The organism is Jiangella alba, assembly GCF_900106035.1.
GTDB classification, from domain to species: domain Bacteria; phylum Actinomycetota; class Actinomycetes; order Jiangellales; family Jiangellaceae; genus Jiangella; species Jiangella alba.
The window spans coordinates 2,304,616-2,328,050 of record NZ_FNUC01000004.1 but is presented as its reverse complement, the minus strand read 5'-3'; the positions used below and the strand labels follow the sequence as shown (position 1 = coordinate 2,328,050).

General features: G+C 73.8%; 18 protein-coding genes. 10 read left to right on the top strand and 8 right to left on the bottom strand.

Annotated elements, in window-relative coordinates; all coding sequences use genetic code 11:
• Positions 1-32: 32 nt before the first annotated feature.
• The 3 genes from BLV02_RS28790 to BLV02_RS28780 form a co-directional block, all read right to left on the bottom strand.
• Positions 33-1,190, bottom strand: a complete 1,158-nt coding sequence (locus BLV02_RS28790; protein WP_069115387.1) for an RNA polymerase sigma factor — start codon at positions 1,188-1,190, stop codon at positions 33-35.
• Positions 1,191-1,192: 2 nt separating this feature from the next.
• Positions 1,193-1,534 carry a YciI family protein gene (locus BLV02_RS28785; RefSeq protein ID WP_069115388.1) on the bottom strand — a complete coding sequence of 114 codons (342 nt, stop codon included), beginning with the start codon at positions 1,532-1,534 and terminating at the stop codon, positions 1,193-1,195.
• 70 nt (positions 1,535-1,604) lie between these two features.
• The gene (locus tag BLV02_RS28780; protein WP_069115389.1) at positions 1,605-3,545 is read right to left on the bottom strand and encodes a beta-galactosidase; all 1,941 of its coding nucleotides are present in this window, start codon (positions 3,543-3,545) and stop codon (positions 1,605-1,607) included.
• A 78-nt stretch (positions 3,546-3,623) separates the two neighbouring features.
• On the opposite strand from BLV02_RS28780, the gene BLV02_RS28775 reads away from it, so the two are divergent.
• A complete protein-coding gene (locus tag BLV02_RS28775) occupies positions 3,624-4,619 on the top strand; it encodes a LacI family DNA-binding transcriptional regulator (protein ID WP_069115390.1) in 996 nt (331 codons plus the stop codon).
• Between the two features lie 139 nt (positions 4,620-4,758).
• Positions 4,759-5,235, top strand: a complete 477-nt coding sequence (locus tag BLV02_RS28770) for an MFS transporter (protein ID WP_074946778.1) — start codon at positions 4,759-4,761, stop codon at positions 5,233-5,235.
• On the opposite strand, the gene BLV02_RS28765 is transcribed toward BLV02_RS28770, so the two are convergent.
• Positions 5,187-5,984 carry a GntR family transcriptional regulator gene (locus tag BLV02_RS28765; protein WP_069115393.1) on the bottom strand — a complete coding sequence of 266 codons (798 nt, stop codon included), beginning with the start codon at positions 5,982-5,984 and terminating at the stop codon, positions 5,187-5,189. The two genes, BLV02_RS28770 and BLV02_RS28765, sit on opposite strands and share 49 nt — an antisense overlap.
• Positions 5,985-6,174: 190 nt before the next feature.
• On the opposite strand from BLV02_RS28765, the gene BLV02_RS28760 reads away from it, so the two are divergent.
• Genes BLV02_RS28760 through BLV02_RS28740 form a run of 5 tightly spaced genes read left to right on the top strand, consistent with a single transcriptional unit; the run spans position 6,175 to position 10,802 of the window.
• Entirely contained in the window at positions 6,175-7,002 is an 828-nt protein-coding gene (locus tag BLV02_RS28760) for an ABC transporter permease (RefSeq protein WP_141711906.1), read from the top strand.
• Positions 6,999-7,772, top strand: a complete 774-nt coding sequence (locus tag BLV02_RS28755) for an ABC transporter ATP-binding protein (RefSeq protein WP_069115394.1) — start codon at positions 6,999-7,001, stop codon at positions 7,770-7,772. Before BLV02_RS28760 ends, BLV02_RS28755 begins: the two co-directional genes overlap by 4 nt.
• Before the next feature lie 2 nt (positions 7,773-7,774).
• Positions 7,775-8,791, top strand: a complete 1,017-nt coding sequence (locus tag BLV02_RS28750; RefSeq protein WP_069115395.1) for an ABC transporter substrate-binding protein — start codon at positions 7,775-7,777, stop codon at positions 8,789-8,791.
• A 19-nt stretch (positions 8,792-8,810) separates the two neighbouring features.
• The gene (betC, locus tag BLV02_RS28745) at positions 8,811-10,346 is read left to right on the top strand and encodes a choline-sulfatase (protein ID WP_069115396.1); all 1,536 of its coding nucleotides are present in this window, start codon (positions 8,811-8,813) and stop codon (positions 10,344-10,346) included.
• A gap of 57 nt (positions 10,347-10,403) precedes the next feature.
• Positions 10,404-10,802 (top strand): J domain-containing protein, encoded by a 399-nt coding sequence (locus tag BLV02_RS28740; protein WP_074946773.1) that lies wholly within the window; start codon positions 10,404-10,406, stop codon positions 10,800-10,802.
• Between the two features lie 293 nt (positions 10,803-11,095).
• On the opposite strand, the gene BLV02_RS37315 is transcribed toward BLV02_RS28740, so the two are convergent.
• The 4 genes from BLV02_RS37315 to BLV02_RS28720 all read right to left on the bottom strand — a co-directional run bounded on the left by BLV02_RS37315 (position 11,096) and on the right by BLV02_RS28720 (position 20,480).
• Complete coding sequence (locus BLV02_RS37315) at positions 11,096-12,859, bottom strand: CapA family protein (protein WP_216094640.1); 1,764 nt, start codon at positions 12,857-12,859, stop codon at positions 11,096-11,098.
• 53 nt (positions 12,860-12,912) lie between these two features.
• Positions 12,913-18,426, bottom strand: a complete 5,514-nt coding sequence (locus BLV02_RS28730) for an ATP-binding protein (RefSeq protein WP_216094641.1) — start codon at positions 18,424-18,426, stop codon at positions 12,913-12,915.
• Positions 18,427-18,570: 144 nt separating this feature from the next.
• A complete protein-coding gene (locus BLV02_RS28725) occupies positions 18,571-19,860 on the bottom strand; it encodes a hypothetical protein (RefSeq protein WP_069115400.1) in 1,290 nt (429 codons plus the stop codon).
• Entirely contained in the window at positions 19,857-20,480 is a 624-nt protein-coding gene (locus BLV02_RS28720) for an ABC transporter ATP-binding protein (protein ID WP_069115401.1), read from the bottom strand. The genes BLV02_RS28725 and BLV02_RS28720 overlap by 4 nt, the downstream gene beginning before the upstream one ends.
• 80 nt (positions 20,481-20,560) lie before the next feature.
• Between BLV02_RS28720 and BLV02_RS28715 the strand changes: the two genes are divergently transcribed.
• Genes BLV02_RS28715 through BLV02_RS28705 form a run of 3 tightly spaced genes read left to right on the top strand, consistent with a single transcriptional unit; the run spans position 20,561 to position 23,413 of the window.
• Positions 20,561-20,854, top strand: coding sequence for a hypothetical protein (locus BLV02_RS28715; RefSeq protein ID WP_069115402.1), 294 nt, complete (start codon positions 20,561-20,563; stop codon positions 20,852-20,854).
• A gap of 44 nt (positions 20,855-20,898) precedes the next feature.
• On the top strand, positions 20,899-21,564 hold the full coding sequence (locus BLV02_RS28710; RefSeq protein ID WP_069115403.1) for a hypothetical protein: 666 nt from the start codon (positions 20,899-20,901) through the stop codon (positions 21,562-21,564).
• Between the two features lie 16 nt (positions 21,565-21,580).
• Complete coding sequence (locus BLV02_RS28705; protein WP_069115404.1) at positions 21,581-23,413, top strand: M91 family zinc metallopeptidase; 1,833 nt, start codon at positions 21,581-21,583, stop codon at positions 23,411-23,413.
• Positions 23,414-23,435: the final 22 nt, after the last annotated feature.

Below are 23,435 nucleotides of genomic sequence, written 5' to 3'. Positions count from 1 at the left end.
AACGAGCGGCCGCCCAGGGGACAAAGGGTGTGTCAGAGTTCTTCCAGCCGCCGGGTCAGGAACCGCCGCTCCGGCGTCGTCGTGGCGAGATCGAGCGCGCGCCGGTACGCCGTACCGGCCTCGGCGTCGCGGCCCAGCCGGCGCAGCAGCTCGCCGCGGGTGGAGTGGAAGTACAGGTAGCCGTCGAGGTCGAGGCGGTCGACGGCGCTCAGCGCGGCCGCGGGGTCGCCGGCCTGGGCCAGCGCCACGGCCCGGTTCAGCTCGACCACCGGCGAACCGGTCAGCTCGGCCAGCCGGCGGTACAGCCCGGCCACCCGCGGCCAGTCGATCCGCTCACGCGTCTGCAGCGACGCGATGGCCGCCTGCAGCACGTACGGCCCGCCGCCGCCCAGGTCGAGGGCGCGGTTCAGCTCCGCGTGGCCGGCCGCCAGCAACGTCGCGTCCCACAGCGAGCGGTCCTGGTCCTCGAGCAGCACGAGGTCGTCACCGTCGAACCGGGCCGCCTGGCGGGCCTGGTGGATCAGCATGAGCGCGACCAGCCCGTGCACCTCGGGCTGGTCGTCCAGCAGCGCGGCCAGCACCCGGCCCAGCCGGATCGCCTCGGCGCCGAGATCGACGCGGCCGCTGTAGCCCTCGTTGTAGATCAGGTAGACGATCGCCAGCACGGCGTCGAGGCGGTCGGGCAGCAGCCGCTCGTCGGGCACCGCGAACGGGATGCCGGCCGCCTTGATCTTGGCCTTCGCGCGGGTCAGCCGCCGCTTCATCGTCTCCTCGGAGACCAGGAAGGCGCGCGCGATGTCCGCGGTCTCGAGGCCGCCGAGCGCGCGCAGCGTCAGCGCCACCTGCCCCTCCAGCGCCAGCGCCGGGTGGCAGCAGGTGAAGATCAGCTCCAGCCGTTCGTCCTTGATCACGGTGTCGTCGAACTCGTCCACGGCGGCCTCCGGTGCCGGCAGGAGGTGCAGCTTGTCGGCCAGCGTCCGCTCGCGGCGGATGCGGTCGATCGCGCGGTTGCGCGCAGTCGTCACCAGCCACGCGGCCGGGTTGTCCGGCGGGCCGGTCTCGGGCCAGCGCGCTGCGGCGATCGCGAACGCCTCCTGCGCGGCCTCCTCCGCGCGGTCGAGATCGCCGAGGTACCCGGCGAGCGAGGCCAGCACCCGGCCCCACTCGTCGCGGAAGACCTGCTCGAGCATGCTCAGCGCAACGCCACCAGCGGGCGCACCTCGACGACGCCGCCGTGGCGGGCCACCGGGATGGTCTCGGCCAGTGCGATGGCTTCGTCGAGGTTCGCCGCCTCGATGATGCAGATGCCGCCGAGCACCTCTTTGGTGTCGGCGAACGGGCCGTCGGTCAGCAGCGTCCGTCCGGCCGCCACCCGCACGGTGGTCGCCGTCTCGGCCGGCTGCAACTGCGCGCCGCTGAGGAACCGGCGATCGTCGCGCAGGGCCTCGTACTCGGCCCGTGCGGCGGCCCGCTCGGGCTCGGACAACTCGGCCTCGTAGCCGGGATCGGCGTAGAACATCAGGGCGTACTGCATGGAAACCTCCGAAGGCGCTCTCACCCACTATGACGAAGCAGCGGCCCGGAATGGGACACGGCCGCGACCATCACGTGAGAATGCGCACCTCCCGCGGCCCGAGCACCAGCTCCTCGCCCCGCCAGACCACCTGGCGCTGCTCGCCGCGGTGGTTCAGCAGGAAGGTCGCGTCACCGCGGACGACCGCCTCGACGCCGTCGGCGCAGCGGTCCAGCACGCCGTCGACGCCGGCGGTGGCGAGCAGGGCGCCGGCCACCCGGCCGAGGCCGTCCGCGTCGGGATGGGTGGCGACGTACCAGGCGGTGCCGGCGCCGACGGTGTTGCGGGTGACGGCCGGCCAGCCGGCGACGTCACCGGCGGCGAAGCCGGCCAGGACGTCGGCGCCCTCGGCGTGGGTGTACTCGCTCCACCACCGGCCGGTGAGCGGGCCCAGCTCGCCGTCGACGGCGATGACCGGCGGCTCGGCGCCCGGCGGGCCGGCCAGCGGCGCGAACTCCTCGACCCGGACGCCCAGCGTGGCGGCCAGCGGGCCGAGGTAGCCGGACGGGTGCACGTGCAGCGACTCGTCGAGGACGCCGGACTGGAAGGTGACCGCCAGCGTGCCGCCCGACGCCGCGAACGCGTGCAGCCCGTCGAGGGCGGCGGCGTCCGCGGCGAACAGCACCGGCGCCACGACCAGCGAGTACGCCGAGAGGTCGGCGCCGGGCCGGACGAAGTCGACCGTCACCGACCGGTCCCAGAACGCCCGGTACCAGTCGGTGACGATGCCGAGGTAGCTCAGCGCCGTCGGCCGGGACGGCTGCTCCAGCGCCCACCAGGCGGTCCAGTCGAACACGATCGCGACGCGGGCCGGCACCGGCTGCCGCTCGACCCAGCCGAGCTCGCCCAGTTCGGCGCCGAGCGCCTCGACCTCGCGGTAGACACGGGTGTCCGGCCCGCCGTGCGGCACCATCGCGGAGTGGAAGGTCTCGGCGCCGCTGGCCGCCTGCCGCCACTGGAAGTACATGATGCCGTCGGCGCCGCGCGCCAGCGCCTGCATGGACAGCACCCGGTTGCCGCCCGGCGGCTTCGGCGCGTTGCGCAGCCGCCAGTTCACCGCGCTCGGCGCCTGCTCCATCAGCACCCACGGCCGGTCGCCGGCCAGCGAGCGCATGAGGTCGCGACCCAGCGCGGCGGTCGCCGGCGAGTCCGGGTCGGCCGGGTCGGGGTAGCTGTCGTCGGAGACGAGGTCGACCTCCTCGGCCCACCGCCAGTAGTCCAGTCCCCGGAACGGGCCCATGAAGTTGGTGGTGACGGGCACGCCCGGGCTGAGCTCGCGCAGGATCGCCGTCTCGGCCCGGTGCAGGTCGAGCAGCGCGTCGGAACTGAACCGGTCGAAGTCGAGCACCTGGGTCGGGTTGAGCAGCGTCGGCGCGGCCCGCGGCGGCTCGATCTCATCGAAGCTCGCGTAGCGCTGCGACCAGAAGGCCGTCCCCCACGCGGCGTTCAGCGCGTCGGCGGTCCCGTACCGCGCGCGCAGCCAGTCCCGGAACGCGACGGCGGCGTGTTCGCCGTAGCAGCGGCTGACGTGGCAGCCGAACTCGTTGTTGACGTGCCAGGCGACCAGCGCCGGGTGCGCGCCGTAGCGTCCCGCCAGCTCCCGCACCAGCCGCCCGGCCAGCCGCCGGTAGCTGGGCGAGTGCGGGCTGTAGTGCTGCCGGCTGCCGCCGCCGAGCCGCACGCCGTCGGCCGTCACCGGCGCGATGTCCGGGTAGCCGCGCAGCGCCCACGGCGGCGGCGACGCCGTGGCGGTCGCGAGGTCGACGCCGATGCCGCCCGCGTGCAGCCGGCCGAGCACGTCGTCGAGCCACTCGAACTCGAACCGGCCGTCCTCCGGCTCGAGCTGGGCCCAGGAGAACACCCCGACGGTGGCGACGGTGACGCCCGCGCGGCGCATGAGCCGCACGTCCTCGTCCCAGACCTCGCGGGGCCACTGCTCCGGGTTGTAGTCGCCGCCGAACCAGAGCGTCATCGGGTGCTCCCTCTCGTTCCGTGAACGTTCACGGAGACGCTACGCTGGCCCTCGAACGCGGGTCAAGGAAGGGGACCGATGGCCGTCGGGCGCATCACCATCGAAGACGTCGCGGCCGCGGCCGGTGTGTCCCGGCAGACCGTCACGCGGGCGATGAACGGCCTTCCCGAGATCAGCGCGCGCACGCGCGACCACGTGCTGCGCACCGCCACCGAGCTGGGCTACCGGCCCAGCCGGTTCGCCAGCAACCTGGCCGCCCGGCGCAAGGCCCGCTCCGTCGGGCTCGTGCTCGGCTCGCTGCGCAACCCCTACTACACCGAGCTGGCCGCCGAGCTGCTCGACGTCGTGACGCCGCGTGGCTGGCAGGTGCTGATGGCCTCGCACGAGCAGGGCGACGACGTCGAGCTGGTGGCCGCGCTGAGCGGCCAGGCCGACGCGATCGTCGGCTACTTCACCGGGCCCGAGGCCGCGTTGGTGGCCGCTGCCCGCGGCGTTCCGCTGGTGCAGGTCGAGCGGCCGGCCACCGTACCCGGCATGCACGCGGTCATCCTCGACTTCGAGGCCGCCATCGAGGCGCTGCTGGACGACCTGCGCGGCCGCGGCGCGCGGCGGTTCGGCCTGATCGAGTCGGGCCGCCCGGCCACCGGCGGGTACCGGCCGACCCGCCGGCGGCGGGCGTACGAGCGGTTCGCCGGACCCGGCTCCGCCGCGCGCGTCGTCGTCGCCGACGAGTCGATCAGGGGCGGCGCCGACGGCCTGGCCCGCCTGCGTGCCGAGTACCCGGACGTCGACACCGTGCTGGCGTTCAACGACCTCATGGCGATGGGCGCCATCCAGCGGGCCCAGCTCGACGGCGTCGCCGTGCCCGCCGACCTCCGCGTCGTCGGCGTCGACGGACTCTCCCTCGGCGCGGTGATGACGCCGCCGCTGTCGACGCTGTCGATCGACCGGCGCGCGCTGGCCACCGAGGCCGCCGACATCGTCGGCGCGCTGCTCGACCGCGCCGAGCCCCCGCCGCACCCGTCCGTCGTGCGGACGGTGACGCCGCGGCCGCTCTGGCGCGAGTCGGCGTGACCGCGCCGCCCGTGCGAGTGCGGCGCCGGGCCGCCGGCCGGGTGCTCATCGTCGCCGCTGTCCTGCTCATCGCGCTCGACCTGCGCAGCGGCCTCGCCGCCGTCCACCGCTGCTGGCCGAGATCCGGTCCGGCCTCGGGATGTCCGCCGCCACGGCCGGGCTGGTCACCGCGATCCCGGTGCTGTGCTTCGCCCTGCTCGCGCCGGCCGTGACGCTGGCCGGGCAGCGGGCCGGCATCGACGCGGTCGCCCTGGCCGGGTGCCTGCTGATCCGCGCGGGCTCGCTGCTGCGCGTCCTGGACGGCACCACCGTGCTGCTCGCCGGCACCGTGCTCGTCGGCGCGGGCATCACCACCGGCAACATCCTGGCGCCGGTGGTGGTCCGGCGCGACGATGCCGGCCGGACTGCTGCTGTGGCCCGCGGCCTGGCCGGTGTGGACCGCGACCGGCGGACTCGCGCAGGGCGGCGGCATCGGGCTGGCGATGGCGCTGATCGCGCTCGGCGCCGTCTACCAGGCGACCGGAGGCTGGACCGTCCCGCTGCTCGTGCTGGTGGCCGCCTCGGTGGTCATGGCCGTGGCGGGCTGGACGGGCGGCCGGGAGCTTCGGCCGGGTAGGCGCTGGCGGTGAGGTAGAGCGCGTCGGGACGGAAGACCAGGCGGCCGAGGGCGATGATGCGCTCGTCGTCGCCGAACAGCCGGCAGTGCACCACCAGCAGCGGCGCACCGGGCGCCACCTCCAGCTCGGCGGCCAGCTCACCGGTGGCCGCGATGGCCGTGACGGCGTGGTCGCTGCGCACCAGCGGGACGTGCTCGACGTCGCGGAAGAAGGTGGTGACGCCGTCGGTCAGCGAGTTGATGCGCACCTCGTGGCCGTTCAGCGTGGCCGGCAGGGTGTGCTCGACCAGCGCCGCGGCCACACCGTCGACGTCGTAGGAGCGGCTGACCCGGAACACCGGCTCGCCCGCGGCCAGGCCGAGCAGCGGGCCGCTCTCGTCGTCGGCGGCCTCGCGCTGCACGCTGACCATGCGCACGTTGTGTCCGGCGCTGGCGCCGCCGAGGATGCTCGACACCGAGCAGATGTAGTCGATCGGGTACGCGATGGCGTCGTCGAGCGTGAACCGCTGCGGCGCCGTGATCAGCGTGCCGACCCGCCGCCGCCGCTCGATCTCGCCGGCCGCCTCGAGCGTGGCCAGCGCCTCGCGCAATGTGCCGCGTGACGTGCCGAGCTGCTCGCTCAGCTCCTTCTCCGGCGGCAGGCGGTCGCCACCGCGGGCGCGCTCCTCGGCGATCAGCGCGCGCAGCCGCGAGGTGACGGTGTCGACCCGCGGCCGGCGGACCGCGTCGGACGTGCTCGAAAGCGTCATCAGACCATGATCCTCTCGTGAATGGTTCGACCATATAGCCATGATCTCTTCGACACAACCCCATTGCTGCGGCTTGACGACCAGATCAAGGCAGCGTAAAAAGGTCCACAACTTTCCCCGGTCTTAATCGCCTTATTGGTTCAACCAAAGGAGCGTTCATGATCGCCACGCACGCGCCGCGGAGGGCGTCGTGACGGGAGCAGGCGCCGACGCCGGCCGGTACGGCCCCGCGCTGCGGGTCCGCCGGTTCGACCTCGGCGCGCGGCTGGGCCGGCTGGGACTCGGCGCCGCCGGGTTCGCCGTCGTAGGCGTGGCCTGGCACCTGATGGCCGTCGGCGAGGTGTTCGGCACCGGCCTGCTGCCCACGCCGGTCGAGGTCGGCCGGGTGATCGTCGACGGGCTCGGCAACGGGCTGCTCGACGACCTGCTGATCAGCTTCCGCCGGGTCCTCATCGGCGTCGGGCTGGGCCTGGCCATCGCCGCGCCGATCGGGTTCGTGCTCGGCTGGTTCGGCATCGCGCGGGCGATGTTCAACCCGCTGGTGAACTTCCTCCGGGCGCTGCCGCCCATCGCGCTGGTGCCGCTGGTCATCGTCTACTTCGGCATCGGCGAGCTGTCGCGCGGCATCGTCCTGGTCTGGGCGGCGTTCTTCGCGACCATCGTCATCGTCTACGAGGGCGTCGCCGCGATGGAGGAGAAGTACGTGCGCGCCGCCCAGACGCTCGGCGCGACCCGGTTCGAGATCCTCACCAAGGTCGTGTTCCCGCTCTCGGTGCCGCACATCATGACGGCGGCCCGGGTCTCGCTCGGCATCGGCTGGGCGTCGCTGGTGGCGGCCGAGCTGGTCGCCGCGCAGCAGGGCCTCGGCGCCGTCATCCAGAACGCGAGCAACTTCCTCGACATCCCGACGGTCTACGCCGGGATCATCCTGATCGGCGTCTGCGCGCTGGTCATGGACACCGGGATCCGGATGCTCTCGGCCTACGTCGTTCGCTGGCAGGACAGGGGAAGCCGATGACCCAGCCCACCACCGCGACCCGCGGGCTCAGCGTTCGCGGCGTCAGCAAGGACTTCGGCAACGTCAACGTCCTGCGCGACGTCGACCTCGACATCGCCGACGGCGAGTTCGTCGCCGTCGTCGGGCCCAGCGGCTCGGGCAAGAGCACGCTGCTCAACGCGATCGCCGGCTTCGTCACGCCGGACCGCGGCGAACTGCTGGTGAACGGCCAGCCGGTGCGCGGCCCGGGGCCGTCGCGGTGCGTCGTGTTCCAGGAGTACGCGATCTTCCCGTGGCTGACGGTGCGCCGGAACATCGACTTCGGCACCCGGCTGCGCGCCTGGAAGGGCACCCGGCAGGAGCGCGCCGCCGTCACCCAGCGCTACCTGGACATGATGGGGCTCACCGACTTCGCCGACGCGCTGCCGAAGACGCTGTCCGGCGGCATGCGCCAGCGTGTCGCCATCGCCCGCGCGTACGCCGTCGACCCCGAGATCCTGCTGATGGACGAGCCGTTCGCGGCGCTCGACGCGCAGACCCGCGAGCAGATGCAGGAGGCGCTGGTCGACATCAACCAGCGCGAACGACGCACCGTCCTGTTCGTCACCCACCAGGTGGAAGAGGCGATCTTCCTGGCCGACCGGGTCGTCGTCATGAGCGCACGACCGGCGACCGTGCAGGAGATCGTCGACGTCCCGTGGGGCGACCGGCGCACCCACGAGATCAAGACCGAGCCGGAGTTCGTCCGGCTGCGCCGGCACATCGAGACCCTACTGCGTTCGAGGAGATGATCATGCGGACGACGACGTCTGCGGCCGTGGCCGGACTTGCCGCGCTCGGCCTGCTGCTCACCGCGTGTGGCGGTGACGACGGCGACAGCGCCAGCACCGAGGGCGGCACCCAGACCGTCCGGATCGGCTACATCCCCGGCCCGGCGCCGGCCATGAACCTGCTGCTGGCCGACGAGCGCGGCTACTTCGCCGAGCAGGACCTCGAGGTCGAGCTGACCCCGTTCCAGACCGGCATCTCGCTGTCCAACGCGCTCACCGGCGGCAGCATCGACGTCGGCGTCATGGGCGCCGTCGTCGCGAACTTCCCCGCCCGCGGCCAGGGCAAGCTGTTCCTGCTGAACAACCTCGAGGCCGACATCCAGCAGATCTGGGCGGCGCCCGGCTCCGGCATCGAGTCGGTGGCCGACCTCGCCGGCCGGCAGGTCGCCACCACGACGGGGTCGGCGGCGCACCTGCTGCTGCACGTCGCGCTGGAGGCCGAGGGCGTACCGGCCGACGACGTCGAGATCGTCAACCTCGACATGCCCGCCGTCGCCAACACGTTCGTCACCGGCGGCGTGCCGGCCGCCGCGCTGTGGGCGCCGTTCGACGCGCAGGTCGAGGAGCAGCTGCCCGACGCGCAGCTGATCGCCACGTCGGCCGACTACGAGGACGCCGCGATCGCCGGCGGCTGGGTCGCGAACAACGACTTCTACGACGGCCACGAGGACGCCCTCGCCCGGCTGGCCGAGGTATGGCTGCGCTCGAACGAGGACCTCACGACCGACCGCGAGGCCGCCGTAGCCGAGGCCTGCCCCCGGCTGGAGGAGTACATGACCGCCGAGGACTGCGCCGGCATCTACGACAAGACGCAGACCTACAGCAACGACGAGTGGGCCGCGCTCTACGAGGACGGCACCGCGCTGGACTGGGTCGGCCGCATGGAGCAGGTGTTCGTCGACATCGGCGCGCTGCCCGAGTTCGTCGAGCCGGACCAGTTCTTCGACACGTCCGTCTACGCCGACGCCGTCGCGTCCTGACCGAAGGAGATCCACCGACGTGACCGGGCAGCCCCCGAACGTCCTCATCGTCATGGTCGACCAGCTGACGGCGTTCGGCCTCGGCGCGTACGGCAACGACGAGGTCCTCACCCCGCACCTGGACGCGCTGGCCGGCCGCGGGGTGGTGTTCGAGAACGCGTACGCCAACTCGCCGCTGTGCGTGCCGTCGCGCGCGTCCATGATGACCGGGCGGCTGCCCAGCGGCGTCCCGTGCAACGACAACGCCGAGGAGTTCCCGGCGTCGGTGCCGACGTTCGCGCACACCCTGCGCCGGGCCGGCTACCGCACCATCCTCGCGGGCAAGATGCACTTCGTCGGGCCGGACCAGCTGCACGGCTTCGAGGAGCGGCTGACCACCGACATCTTCCCGGCCGACCTCACCTGGACCCGGCCCTGGGAGGACCTCGGCGACCCGCCGCGGCTGTCCGGGCGGCAGCGCAGCGGCGGGCGCGAGTACGTCGACATCCTCAACCGGTCCGGCCCGCAGGCGTGGACGTACCAGATGCACTACGACGAGGAGGTGCGGTTCCGGACGCTGCAGCGGTTGCGCGAGCTGGCGCTGGACACCGGGCCGCGGCGGGCCGACCCGTGGCTGCTGGTGACGTCGATGACGCAGCCGCACGACCCGTACGCGGCGCCGGCGGAGTACTGGGACCGCTACGAGGGCCGGTCGATCCGGCTGCCGGACCGCTCCGCCGTCGCCGCCGAGCGGCACCCGTTGGACGCCTGGGTGAACGCGTTCCACGGCGTCGACCTGCACGACGTCACCGACGAGCAGGTGTACCGGGCCCGCCGCGGCTACTACGCCATGATCAGCTACGTCGACGACGTCGTGGGCGGGCTGGTGGCCGAGCTGGGCCGCCTCGGCCTGTCCGACGACACCGTCATCATGTTCACCAGCGACCACGGCGACCAGCTCGGCGAGCACGACATGTTCTTCAAGCGCACGCTGCGGGAGTGGTCGGTGCGCATCCCGCTGCTGGCCGCCGGCCCGGGCGTCGCGGCCGGTCACCGCGTCGCCGACCCGGTGTCGCTGGCCGACCTGCACCCCACGCTGGCCGACCTCGCCGGCGCCACGCTGCCCGGCTGCGTCACGGACCGCTTCGACGGCGCCAGCCTCGCGCCGCAACTGGCCGGCCGCGACGCCGAACACCCGGACGTGATCCTGGAGAACTACGCCGAGGGCACCATCGCGCCGGTGCGAGCCGTCGTCCGCGGGCGGACCAAGCTGGTGCGCGCGCCGGGGCTGCCGGACCAGCTCTACGACCTCGGCGCCGACCCCGGCGAGGAGCGCAACGTCGTCGACGACCCCGGCTACGCCGACGTGTCCGAGCGGATGCGCACCGACCTCTCCAAGACGTGGGACGCCGAGGAGGCCCGACGGACGATCGTCACCAGCCAGCGAGTGCGGGCGTTCCTCGGCGAGGCGATGGCGCACGGCCGGCACCACGCCTGGGACCACGAGCCCGACCCCGGGCGTGCGTGGGTCCGCGGCGCCGACGACGACCCGTGGGACCCGCTGTTCGGCTTCTGATCCCTCGGGAGCGGCCAGCCGATGTCACAGTTGGCCGCTCCCAGGCGTCGTATGGGTATGGACCCGCACCAAGTACTCGGCGTGCGGCGGGGCGCGACCCCGCAGCAGGTGACGCAGGCGTTCCGCCGCGAGGTCCGCCGCGGCGGCCACCCCGACACCGGCGGCGACGCCCACGCCTTCCGGCGGCTGGTCGCCGCCCGGGACGCGCTGCTCACGCCGCCGCCCACCGGCCCGGCGACCCCGCCGCCGTCCTCGCCGCGGCCGCGCCCCCACCCCGCGCCGCCCCGCCCGGCGGCCCGTCCGACGACCCGTCCGACCGCGCAGGCGGCCGGCGGCGCCACCCGCACGGCCCGCAGCTCCGACGGGAGCGCGCTGCCGCTGATCGTCCTGGGGTTCGTGGCCTTCATCACGGTCCCGCACATCCTGCTCGCGATCGTGCTGGTCGTGGTCCCGTAGCTGCGTGCGCGGTGTCAGCGTGAACCATGAGGGTCTCCTGACGGTCAAGCGGATCCAAAAAAGCTCCACACCGGCCGTCCGATCCCGGACGACGACCCCGCGGCCGTGTTCGGCGGCAGGCTGGCCGGGCTGCCCGCGTCCGGCCCGTGATCACGACCCCGCGCCCCGGAAACCGGCGGACGCCCGGGAAACCGGCGGTTGGCCGCCATATCTGGCCCGCAAGCGCCCGGTCCCGGGGCGTCCGCCGAATTCCCGAGCGTCGCCCCAGCAGGAGAAAACCCTGGGCGCCACGCCTAGGAGATGCTGAAGTGTTGGTAGTCGGGGTCGGAGAACAGGCCGCCCCACTCCCAGCCGGCCCGCTCGAAGGCCTCGCGCACCACGCCGCCGTCCTGGATGACGCCGGGGACGGGCGGGGCGCCCGCGCCACGGTCGACGTCGAGGTACGGGAGGGCGGCGGCCGGGCGGACGTCGCCGCCGACGACGTAGGGGTTCTGCACCGGGTTGATGTCGATGGCCCGCCCGTAGGCGTGGTTGGACCACGTCGTCTGGCCGGCCACCCGGCGGCAGTTGTAGGCGGACGTGTTGTTGGCCGCCATCGACCGGTCGTCGTCGCCGCCGTACTCGTCGACCAGCAGCATCCGCTCGATCGGGAACCGCGCGGCGTACAGCTCGGCGAACACGTCGACGACACCGGCGGCGACGTCGGCGTGCACGACCAGCTCGCCGCGCCGGGCGCGGCCGTCGAACCCGACGTGGGTGACGGTGACGTAGCGCAGGTCGGTGAGCGGGACCGGGCAGGCGACGGGGTCGTGGTTGCGCATGGCGAGGCTCACCGACGGGCCGACCGGCTCGATCGACGACGTGAAGCCGGGCAGCTCCGGCGCGACGCCGTCCGGCGGCGGGTCCGCTGCCGCCGCGTCGGGGCCGGGGCCCGCCGCGAGGCCGGTGCAGCCGCGCAGCTCGTGCCACGCCCGGACGGCGGCGGTGGCGGCGCTGCCGCCGAGCTGCACCGGGCCGCCGCCCTCGGGCGGGATGGCACCAGGCCGCCACTCGTCGCCGACGATCTTGCCGTCGCGGAAGGACAGCAGCAGCACGCCCGACTCCGAGGCGCGGCCGTGGTACCAGTAGAAGTTCCCCAGCCCGTAACCGACGTAGGTGTCGCCCAGCAGCCCGGCGCCCGACGGCGTGTGCGCGTGCGCGCCGACCACGACGTCCGCGCCGGCCGCGGCCAGCTTCGCCGCGAGGCTCTCCTGCGACTCGACCGGGCAGGCGTTGTACTCCTCGCCCCAGTGCAGGTAGACGATCACGAGGTCGTCCTTCGCGGCCGACGCGCGCACCGCCTCGGCCAGCACCGCCGCACCGTCGCCGCGGGCCGAGGCCAGCCCGGGCCCGGTGCCGGGCGCGGCTGCCCAGGTGGGGTCGGCGCTCTCGAGGGGTGAGGCGTCGGCGGCGTGGACGGCGACGTCGGTGCCCTTGACGCGCACCCGGTGCGGCGCGAACGCCTGCCGGTCGGTGCGGCCCGCGCCGACGATCGGGACGGCGCCGGTCTCGCCCGCGGCGACGGTGTCGGCCACGCCGACCGCGCCGTAGTCGGCGCCGTGGTTGTTCGCGACGGACACGACGTCGACGCCGGAGCGGGCGAGCACGTCGAGCGCGCTGGGCGGGGTGCGGAACCAGAACCGGTTCGACGCGACCTCCAGTTCCTTCGCGGCCGGCTCGCCCCGCGTCGTCACGGCCGACTCGAGGTTGACCATCGCCAGGTCGGCGGCGCGCAGGACGTCGGACATCGGCCCGAGCGTGGTGTCGGCCGCGGCCGGGACGCCGGAGAACGCGCCCTCGAAGTGGACGTCGCCGGCGAAGGCCAGCCGCAGCGTCTCGTCGTCGGCCACCGGGTCAGGGGTGGGCGAGGCGGTGACCTCGGGCGACGGCGCCACGACTGGCGGCTCGGGCGCGCCCGTCGCCGCGACCGGCTCGGCGGGTGTGTCGGGCAACGGCACACCGGCGAGAACCCCGGCCGCGGCGAGGACCGCCACGAGAACAAGCCGGCGACTCGGCATGTCCCGATCTTAAAAGCGACATCTCAGAAGATTCTGAGATGTCGCCGCCGGATCTACTCCAGCCCTCGCCGGATCGCGGCGATGATCTTCGGCCGCAGCTGCGCGACCGACACCACCTCGTCGACCGAGCCGACCTCGACCGCCCGCCGGATGTCGTGCACGCGGTCGAACTCGGCAGCCACCTCGGAGATCTTCTCGGCCCGCAGCCCCGCCCGCAGCTCGGCCAGCTCGACCAGCAGCGGGCCGCGCTCCCCGTTCGTGGCCTCGCCGATCTTGCGTTCCAGGGCGCCCACCGCCGGGTCGGCCGCGGCCCGCTTCTCGACCTCGGCCGCGAACACGACGGCCGCGGCGGGCGCGCCGCCGAGCACCGAGGCGTACGAGCCCTCCAGCGCCAGCACGGTCATCCGCGGGTTGAGCCGCTTCGAGAACACCACGAACGCGCCGCCGTGGTAGCGCGAGATCACGCAGAACACGATCGGGCCCTGGAAGTTGACCACCGCCCGGCCGATCTCCGCGCCGTACTCCAGCTGCAGGTTGCGCATCGACTCCGGCGACCCGTCGAACCCGGACAGGTTCGCCAGCACCACCAGCGGCCGGTTGCCCGACGCGGCATTGATGGCCCGGGCGATCTTCTTCGACGACCGCGGGAACAGCGTGCCCGCGGTGTAGGTGTCCGGTCCGTCGGTGGGCGGGAAGCCGCGCCGCGGCACCGGCTTGGACTCGATCCCGATCAGGCTGACGGAGTGCCCGCCGAGCCGGGCGTCGGTGACGACGGCCGTCTCGGCGTCGGCCATCCCGGCCCACCGCTCGCGCAGCGGCGCGTCGGCGTCGGCGACGGCGCGCAGCACCGTCCGGATGTCGAACGGCTTCTTCCGGTCCGGGTTCGAGGCCGCGGAGAACACGTCGCCGACGGTGCCGAACTCGCCGCCGTGCGGGTGCGAGGAGATGTCGCGGTCGTCGGGGTCGGTGCTGACGGCGACCCGCGGCCCGGCCTCGCCCGGCAGCACGTACGTCTGCTCGTAGTGCGCCATCAGCACGCCGAGCGCCTCGCCCAGGTTCGGCACCCAGTACTGCGCCTGCCCGTTCGGGCCCATGACGCGGTCGTAGCCGCCGATGCCGTAGTTGTCCTCGGCCGACACGCTGCCGGAGAAGTCCAGCGTCTGCTTGCCGGTCAGCACCATCGCGGAGTCCGGGGTCATGATCAGCACACCGCGGGTGTGCATCAGCATGGTCGCCTCGGCGTTCCAGTACGGCTGCGCGCCGACGTTGATGCCGGCCACCACGACGTTGATCTCGCCGCCGCGCTGGGTGAACTCGACGATGCGCCGCAGCGCCGCCGCCACCCAGTCCATGTTCTCGGTGCCGGAGTCCATCGCCACCCGGGCACCGGCCGACAGCGCGAACCACTCCAGCGGCACGCCCAGCTCCTCGGCGAGGTCGAGGGCCGCGATGACCCGCGCGCACTCGGCCTCGGCCAGCGCGCCGAGCGACTTCGTCGGGTCGCCGCAGAGCACGATGCGGGTGACGCCCTCGGGGTAGAGCGGCGTCGGCGTGGTGACCTTCGCGACGATGATCCCGGCGCTGTTGCGCCCGCGCGGCCGGTCCACCTCGACCAGCACGCCGTCCTCGTTGAGGTCGAGCTCGGTCAGCGTGCCCTCGCCGGCCAGCACCGACTCCAGCTCGTACGGGTACACCAGGCCGCGGCGGCGGGCCCGCAGCACCTTCCCGGCGTAGTCGTCCAGCGGCGCCAGCGGGGTCGTCGGCGGCGCGATGATGTCGGCGACGGTGCCGGCGCCGGGCTGGGCGTGGAACCGGATCGAGATCGGGTGCACGGTGCCGTCCGGTGCGGCGATGCGGCCCTGGGCCAGCACCTCCTCCAGCCCGGCGCCCTCGCTCAGCGGCGTGATCTTGGCCTGCAGCGCGGCCAGCTGCTCGACGTCGGCCTCGACCACCGGCCAGACGGTGACCCAGACGTGGTTCTGGTCCAGCCGGGCGCCCGCGCGGCCCCGTGCGGTGCGGACCCGGCGGATCGCCTCGAGGCACTGCTCGACGGCCCGCTCGGCGTGCGGCAGCCCGATGACCCGGCCGGTCTCGTCGCGGACCACCGCCAGCTGCCGCACCTGGGCGCAGGCGACCAGCCGCCGGTCCGCCGGGTTGGTCTTGGCGACCGCCTCGTAGAGGATCACGTCGCCCGGCGCCTCCAGCCGGGTCACGTCGAACTCGGTCAGGCGCCACAGGTTCAGCCGGCGGCCCACCATCGGGTGCATGCCGCGGACGAGGTCGTCCTCGGCCAGCGCGAACTCCGCGGCGCCGGGCACCGGGCGGAAGGTGAAGTAGTCGACGGCGCGGTCGGGCTCCGGGCAGGCCGCCACCGAGACGCGCCGGGCCCGGGCCGCGTACGGCTGGGCGGCGATCAGCTCGTTCAGCCGGTCCGACGTCTCCTGCGGGTCCTCCGGCATGCCGCGCCAGCGCAGGTAGATCTCGACGACGTTCTCGTGGTCGCCGGCCAGCGCGGCGCCGACCCCGGCCGCCAGTTCGCCGCCCTCGGACAGCTCGGCGACGTCGGCGATGGTGGAGATCACCCGGGTCGAGCCGTGCTCCTCGGAGTGGAACTCGGCGGCGACGACGGGGCGGCCGGCCACCTGCGTCACCGTCAGGTCGTGCATCGCGTACTCGCGGTAGTGCCGGCGGATCAGCACCTCCAGCAGCGGCTCCGCCGCGGGGAACCGCTCGAACATCCGGTCGCGGAGGAAGCCGACCAGCTGCTCCGGGATCTGCGCCAGCGCCTCGATCCGCTGCTCCCGGTCCGGCGCGTCGGCCGCGGTCAACGCGCGCACCTCGTCGGCGACGCCGTCCAGCACCTGCCGCCGCTCGGCGTCCACCAGCGGCTGGTCGAACCAGCGGAACCGGATCGACCGCGCGAGGTCGCCGACCACGGGGAAGCGCAGCTGGGTGGCCCGCACCAGCCGCTCCAGCTCGCCGCGCGCGGCCCGGGCCAGCCCGGTCGCCGGCCGCGGCTCGGCCAGCCACACCTGCAGGATCGACGTGGCGATCTCGACGTCGGTCTCGGTGTGCTGCTGCGCCAGGAACACCCGGAACAGCGCCTCCGCCAGCTCCGGCGTGCGCTCGAGGTCGGTGACGCCGTAGTGCCGCAGCACGCGCAGCAGCCGCTCGCGGAACTGCTCCGGCAGCCCGCCGCGCTCGGGGTCCAGCGACTGCAGGAACGTGTGGAAGTGCTCGCGAGTGCTGTGCACGCGCAGCTCGGTGTTGCCCTCGTCGCGGGCCGGCCGGTTGCGGCTGAGCTCGGCGAAGTCGGTGAACAACCACAGCAGCCGCATCTCCGCGCGCACCACGCCGGGCCGGTCGTCGGCGAGGTGGTCGCGCAGCCGCAGGTGGTCGGCGATGGCCGCGCGCCGCTGCTCGGGGTCGACGTCGAAGCCCATCAGCAGGCCGCGCAACCGGTTCAGCGCCGCGATGGCCTGGGTGCGCTCGGTCCGGACGGGGCGCAGCGCGGCCACCTCGGCGGCCGGGTCGTCGCCGGGGCGCTGGTCGTCCGCCGGCGCCTCCGACGGCTCGCCGATCGGCTCCAGCCGGGCCAGCGGCGCGCCCGTCTCGACCTGGCTCCCGGCCCGGACCACCAGCTCGCGGACCCGGCCGGCGAACGGCGCGGGCAGCACCGTCTCCATCTTCATCGACTCCAGCACCAGCACCGGCTGGCCCGCCGTGACCTCGTCACCGACGGCGACGGGTGTGGCGACGACCAGCGCGGGCGCCGGGGCGCGCAGCATGCCGCCCTCGTCGCGGCTGATGCGGTGCGTGACGCCGTCGACCTCGACCAGGTGCACCGGCGGGTGGGCCGCCGTCACCAGCCGGAACGTGTGCTCACCGACGTGCAGCCGGCCGTGCACCTCGTCCAGCCGGTCCAGCCGCGCCTCGACCAGCTGCTCGACGCCGTCCGCGTCGACCAGCCCGACCAGGTACGCGTCGGCCGCGCTCTGCCGCACCGTCAGCGTCGACCGGACGCCGCGCAGCTCCAGCTCGATCAGCTGGCCGGGCTCGTGCTGGGTCTGCGGCCGGCCGCCGCGCGCGGTCTCCAGGAACCGGGCCACCTCGACCCGCTCGGCCTCCTCGTACGCCTCGATCGCGGCCGCGACCAGCGCCACCCCGGCGTGCCGCCGCGACACCAGCCGGCCCTCGGCGCGGACGCGGTCGATCCAGCCGGTGTCCGCGCAGACCACGCCCGGCGCGCCGACGACGCCGCCGTCCGCGTCGAACGGGCCGGTCACCTCGGGCTGGTCGAGCAGGTCCAGGGCGAAGCTCTTGTTGGTGGCGCCGCCGTCGATCACCACGGTGGTCTCGGTCAGCGCGCGCCGCAGCCGGGCCAGCGCCTCGGCCCGGTCGGCGCCGTAGGCGATGATCTTGGCGATCATCGAGTCGAAGTCGGCCGGAATGGTGTCGCCCTCGGCGACGCCGGTGTCGACCCGGATGCCCGGTCCCGTGGGGAACTCCAGCCGGCTGATCCGGCCCGGCGCCGGTGCGAAGTCGCGGTCCGGGTCCTCGGCGTTCAGCCGCGCCTCGACGGCGTGGCCGCGCTCGGCCGGACGCTCGCCCGTCAGCGGCGTCCCGGCGGCGATCTGCAGCTGCAGCCTGACGAGGTCCAGCCCGGTGACCTCCTCGGTGATCGGGTGCTCGACCTGCAACCGGGTGTTCACCTCGAGGAATGCGAACGACCGCTCACCCGGGTGGTACAGGAACTCGACCGTGCCGGCGCCGGCGTACCCGACGGCGATCGCCAGCCGCTCGGCCGCGGCCTTCACCTCGGTGACGCCGTCCGGCGGCAGCAGCGGCGACGCGGACTCCTCGATCACCTTCTGGTTGCGGCGCTGGATCGAGCAGTCGCGGACGCCGACCGCCCACGCCGTGCCCTGCCCGTCCGCGATGACCTGCACCTCGACGTGACGGGCGCCGGTGACCAGCCGCTCCAGGAACACGACGCCGCTGCCGAACGCGCGCTCGGCCTCGTCGCGGGTGCGCTGGTACGCCTCGGTCAGCTCGGCCGGCGACGTGATCTTGCGGATGCCGCGGCCGCCACCGCCGGCGCTGGCCTTCAGCATCAGCGGGTAGCCGATCCGCTCGGCCGCGGCCAGCGCGTCGTCGAGGGTGTCGACGCCGCCGCGGCTCCACGGCGCGACCGGGACGCCGACCTCCTCGGCGATCAGCTTGGAGCCGATCTTGTCGCCGAGCCGGCGCATCGCGTCCGCGCTCGGCCCGATGAACGTGACGCCGAGCTTCTCGCACAGCTCGGCGAAGTTCGGGTCCTCGGCGACGAAGCCCCAGCCGACCCAGACCGCGTCGGCCCGGACGTCGATCAGCGCCTGCTCCAGCCGGGCGAGGTCCAGGTAGGGCCGGCGGGCGGCCGGGCCGAGCAGGTACGCCTCGTCGGCCTCCCGGACGAACGCCGCCGTCGCGTCGACGTCGGTGTGCAGCGCGATCGTCCGCACCGCCGTGGCGTCGTCCGCGGGTCCCGAGCGGGCGTTGAGGTCCCGGACGGCGTGGATGAGCCGCATCGCGGCCTCTCCCCGGTTGACGATCGCGATACGGGAGATGTCTGGCACCATTCGACCTTGTCAGGCGAAGGCCGCCCCATCCCGCCGCCCCGGATACAAGGTCTCGGGGTGCGGGTTGTCCGAACCCCACAACCCGCGCGGCACTCACCTGCTCAGCAAGTGCGCGGCCAGCAGCGCGACGAACGCGACGTCCGGGCCCGCGACGACGCGGTTGACGGCCTGGACGGAGACGGCGCCCATCGGCGTCGCGATGACCGTCAGGCCGGTGTCGGGCCGGCGGGACGAGCGCCGGCGCAGGACGACGGCCACCGGCAGCGCGGCGAGCACCAGCCCGGCCGTCACCGGCAGCGACAACCCGGCCGTCACCATCGCGGCGACGACCGCGCAGACGACGACGGCGGGCGCGGCCAGTGCGGCGGCCGGGCCGTTGCGACCGATACCCCAGCTCCGCGGCAGCGCGGGCGAGGCCAGCCACGCCTCCGCGGCGCGGGCGGTGACGCGGGTGACGACCAGCTCGGCCAGCACGACGACGACCAGCGCCGGGGTGAGCCCCAGGATCTCGTGCGCGGCGAACGCGACCGGCACGGCGACGGCGCCGATGGTCAGCGCCGCCGGCAGGCCGCGCAGGAACGCCGCGACGGCCAGGCGGATCGGGCGCGGCCCGCGGAACACGGCCGCCGGCAGCGCGCGCCTGGTGGCCCTGGCGTCGCGGGTGCGGACGATCCGGACGACGTCGCCGTCCATCAGCGTGATGCCCGCGACGATCGCCCACCGGTGACGGGCGGCGCGGTGCAGCTGCCAGCGCGGCGTCAGCTCGGCGACGGTGTCGCGGCGGCCGCCCGTCCCGCCTCCGGCCGCGAGCGCCGCCGCACCGGCCGCCGCGGCGCCGCACGCCGTCACCGTCGCCGCCACCGCGCCCCACGCCTCGGCGGCGGCGACAACCACGGCGGCCGCGCCGAACGCGACCGGGAGCAGGCGGGCGGTCCGGTCGAGGTCGCGCCGCTGCAACTCGACGGCGGACAGCAGGAGCAGCTGCAGCGCCGTCCACACCGCCACCGCGGGGAGGACGGACGGCAGCACCGCGGCGCTCAGCGCGAGGCCCGCCGTCACCGCGACGACGGCTCCGGCCACCGCCGAGACCAGCAGCGCCCGCCTGCGCGCCGCGCGGATGGCGACGTCCGGCCGCCGCCAGTCCACCCAGTGCAGCCGGGCCGCCGTCACCGCGACCGGCCCGGCGAACGACCAGGCGGCCGTCCAGGCGCTGAGCACGAACCCGAGCAGCGCGACGGCGACCCACACCGCCGAGTGCCCCCGCTCCTCGGCGTCGGTCAGCAGCCGCGGCACACCGCTGTTGCCGAGGGCGTACAGGACCATCGCGGCCAGCGCGACGCCGAGGACGACCTCGTACCAATCGCCCCTGGACCGCGGCCTCACGCCCGGTCCGGCGTGAGGTCGAGGACGGCGCAGTCCAGGCGGTCGACGAGCGCGCCGGAGTGGCTGGCCAGCACGACGCACCGATCGGGCGTCGCCAGCGCCGTCAGCTCGTCCGCCAGCGTCCGCACCCCCGCCGCGTCGAGGTGCTGTTCCGGCTCGTCGAGCAGCAGCACCCGCCACGGCCGTACCCGGGCCGCCGCCAGCGCGGCCCGGCGGCGCTGGCCGGAGCTGAGGGAGTCGGGCATCCGCCGCCCCAGCGCGGCCACGCCGAACGCGTCCAGCGCCGCCTCGACCTCCGCGGGCGCCGGCCCCGGCGCCATCAGCATCAGGTGGTCGGCCACCGTGAGGTCGGGCAGCCAGGTGAAGTCGTCGAGGATGCCGAACACCGCCCGCCAGTGCCGCGCCGACGACGGCTCGGACCGCTCGCCGCCGACCTCGATCACCCCCGCGTCCAGCGGGGCAGCGCCGGCCAGGCACTCCAGCAGCGTCGACTTCCCGGTGCCGTTCGAGCCGGTCAGGGCGAGAATGCCACCGCCAGGCACGTCCAGCTCCAGGTCGTCGAAGACGACGAGGTCGCGGTACGCCTTGCGCAGGCCCGTGGCCCGTAGTCCTGGATTCATCTCACCGACGACCCTAGGACACCGCACCCGTTAAGATCGACGCAACGTGACAAATCGACGGTGACGCGGGGGACGATGTCATGAGCAAGGTCAAGGCCAACCCTGAGACCCTCAACGACGTCGGCAACCGCATGATGACCTCGTCGCGCGACCTCACCGAGTCCGGCGCGGGCGTGGGCGAGCAGAGCACGTTCGACCGCGGGTCGCTCGGTCAGGCGACCGTCGGGGTGATGATCCACGAGAGCTACAGCACGGCCATCTACTCCTCCGCGCGGCTGATCGAGAACCTCAGCGCCGTCCTCGAGTCCGACGGCGAGAACATCCAGCGCGCCTCCCGCGACATCGACGAGGTCCTGAACCGCAGGAAGCCGTGACACGTCGAAGTGACGACGACCGTGCGACGACGAGAGGACCCGCGATGCGGCTGGGGCGAGCGCTCACGGCGGCGGTCGCCGTGACGGCCCTGGCCGGCTGTGGCGGCGACGACGACCCCGCCGGCGACCAGACGACGGCGCCCGCCGCCGAGCTCGACGTCGCCCTCGACGCCCAGCTGGGCGTCGGCGCGCCCACCGGGCCCGAGTACCCGCCGGGCACGTCCGGCCTGGTCGCCGACTACACCGTCACCAACAACGCCGACGTCGCGGTGCTGGTGGTGCAGCGGCGGCCGGCCGACATCACGCCGCAGATCGACGTCCCGCTGCCCGACACCGACGAGTCCAGTTGGGTCTACGCCGACGACGCCGGGCAGATCCTCGTCACCAAAGAGGTGTTCGCTACCACGGGCGGCGACACCGGCACGGCGTACCGGGCGCCCGCGGTGCGGCTCGAGCCCGGCGAGACCGTCACCGGCCGCGCCTTCGCCCTGACCCCGCTGCGGCGCATCGCCCCCGACGCCGGCACCTTCGAGGTGCCCGGACCGAGCGCCCTCCCCGACGACGCCACGTCCTGGTCGTTCTGCGTCCAGGTCGCCCCCGACCCCGGTGAGACCGGCGAACCGACCATGGCCGACCACACCCCCGACCGCAGGCTCGTCTGCTCGACCCCCGCCGACCTCCCGCCCGGCGCCCTCGGCGCCGGATCCTGACCACCGGAGGCGAACGATGACCGTCACGCACCCCGACGTCTGGGACCTCCAGGCCGACACCGGCTTCCTCGACACCGCCCAGCAGGCCTGGCGCACGCTCGCGACCGACTTCGGCACCGAGGCCACCAACCAGCGCAACCGCGAGGCCGAACTGCGCCTCAACTGGGAGTGCTCGATGGCCGACAGCTACTTCGCGCACGCCACGAAGGTCGCGACGGTCCTCGGCGACGCGTCCGACGCCTACGGGGGCATCGCCGACCTCCTCGGCCAGCTCAAGACCGACGTGCGCGACGCCCAGGACGACCTCGACGCCAGCTTCGCCCGGGCGGCGGCCGGCCTGAAGTCCGCGGAGCGTGCCGACGGCATGGTCACGTTCACCCCGTGGAACGACGACGACGATCTCAGCCACGTCCAGACCGAGTTCGACACCGCGCAGGGCATCGTCGACGACGCCATCACGCTGATGCGCACCCGCGACTCCACGCTGCTCGAACTGGGCCGCGACCTCTACGCGCTGGCCGAGGCGTGGTCCGACGCCGCCGACGGCACCGACCCGGGCTGGACCATCCCCACCGGCACCTCGTACGGCGTGCAGACCACCTCGCTCGACGGCACCACCGTCATCACCACGGGCGACGGCAACGACAAGGTCGTGGTCAACGTCGACCCCAACACCGGCGAGACGATCGTGACCATCACCGACGCCGCCGGCGTCTCCACCACCCAGCGCATCGCGGCCGGCGAAGAGGTCGTCATCAACACCGGCCAGGGCAACGACGAGATCCTCGTGCCGCGCGGCACCGAGGTGCACGTGCGCTTCGCCACCGGCGGCGGCGACGACACCGTCAACACGCAGGGCTCCAGCGGCGACGTCGAGGCGTTCGGCGGCGACGGCATCGACACCATCGAGACCGGCACCGGCGACGACTTCATCAGCGGCGGCCGCGACGACGACTACGTCGACGGCGGCGCCGGCAACGACGTCCTGGCCGGCCGGCTCGGCGACGACGTCATCTACGGCATGGACGGCAACGACGTCATCCTCGGCGGCGACGGACGCGACTACCTCGAGGGCGCCACGGGCGACGACCGCATCTTCGGCGGCGACCACTCCGACACCATCTCCGGCGGCTACGGCGACGACCGCATCTTCGGCGGCAACGCCAACGACACCATCTACGCCGGCGGCGGCAAGGACACCATCGACGGCGAGTTCGGCAGCGACACCGTCTACATGGAGGAGGGCGACGTCTCGCCCGGCGGCGAGACCGTCGTCGTCGTCGAGATCCCGTCCGAGGAGGAGTACCTGCGCTGGATGCAGTTCGAGGTGGGCGGCTCGCAGGAGTTCAAGGACCGCGTGCTCGCCGACCTCCACATGATGGCGTCCAGCCCGACCGGCCAGAAGATGCTCGACCGCATGGGCGAGCACTACGACGACTCCGGCTTCCTCGGCTTCGGCAAGGACAAGGTCACCATCGCCGAGCACCCGGGCGGCAACAACAGCGCCTCCTACTCCGGCGACGACTTCCGCGTCGAACTCGACGTCAACCACACCTCGCCCGGCTACGACATGGGCTACACCGAGGACTACGACATCACCCCGCCCTCGGTGTTCTTCTTCCACGAGCTCGGCCACATCAACCAGTACCGCAGCGGCGAGAGCGACCAGTTCGACGGCCAGGACTACCCCGACGGCACCCCGCTGATCGAGCGCCAGAACGTCGGCCTGGAATGGGACCACGACGGCGACGGCAACACCGAGGAAGAGATCGACCCCGACTACGACTTCGACTACACCGAGAACGGCTTCCGCGAAGAGCTCGGGCTGCCCAACCGCAACAAGTACTGATCCGGGCACCGGCTCGCGCCGC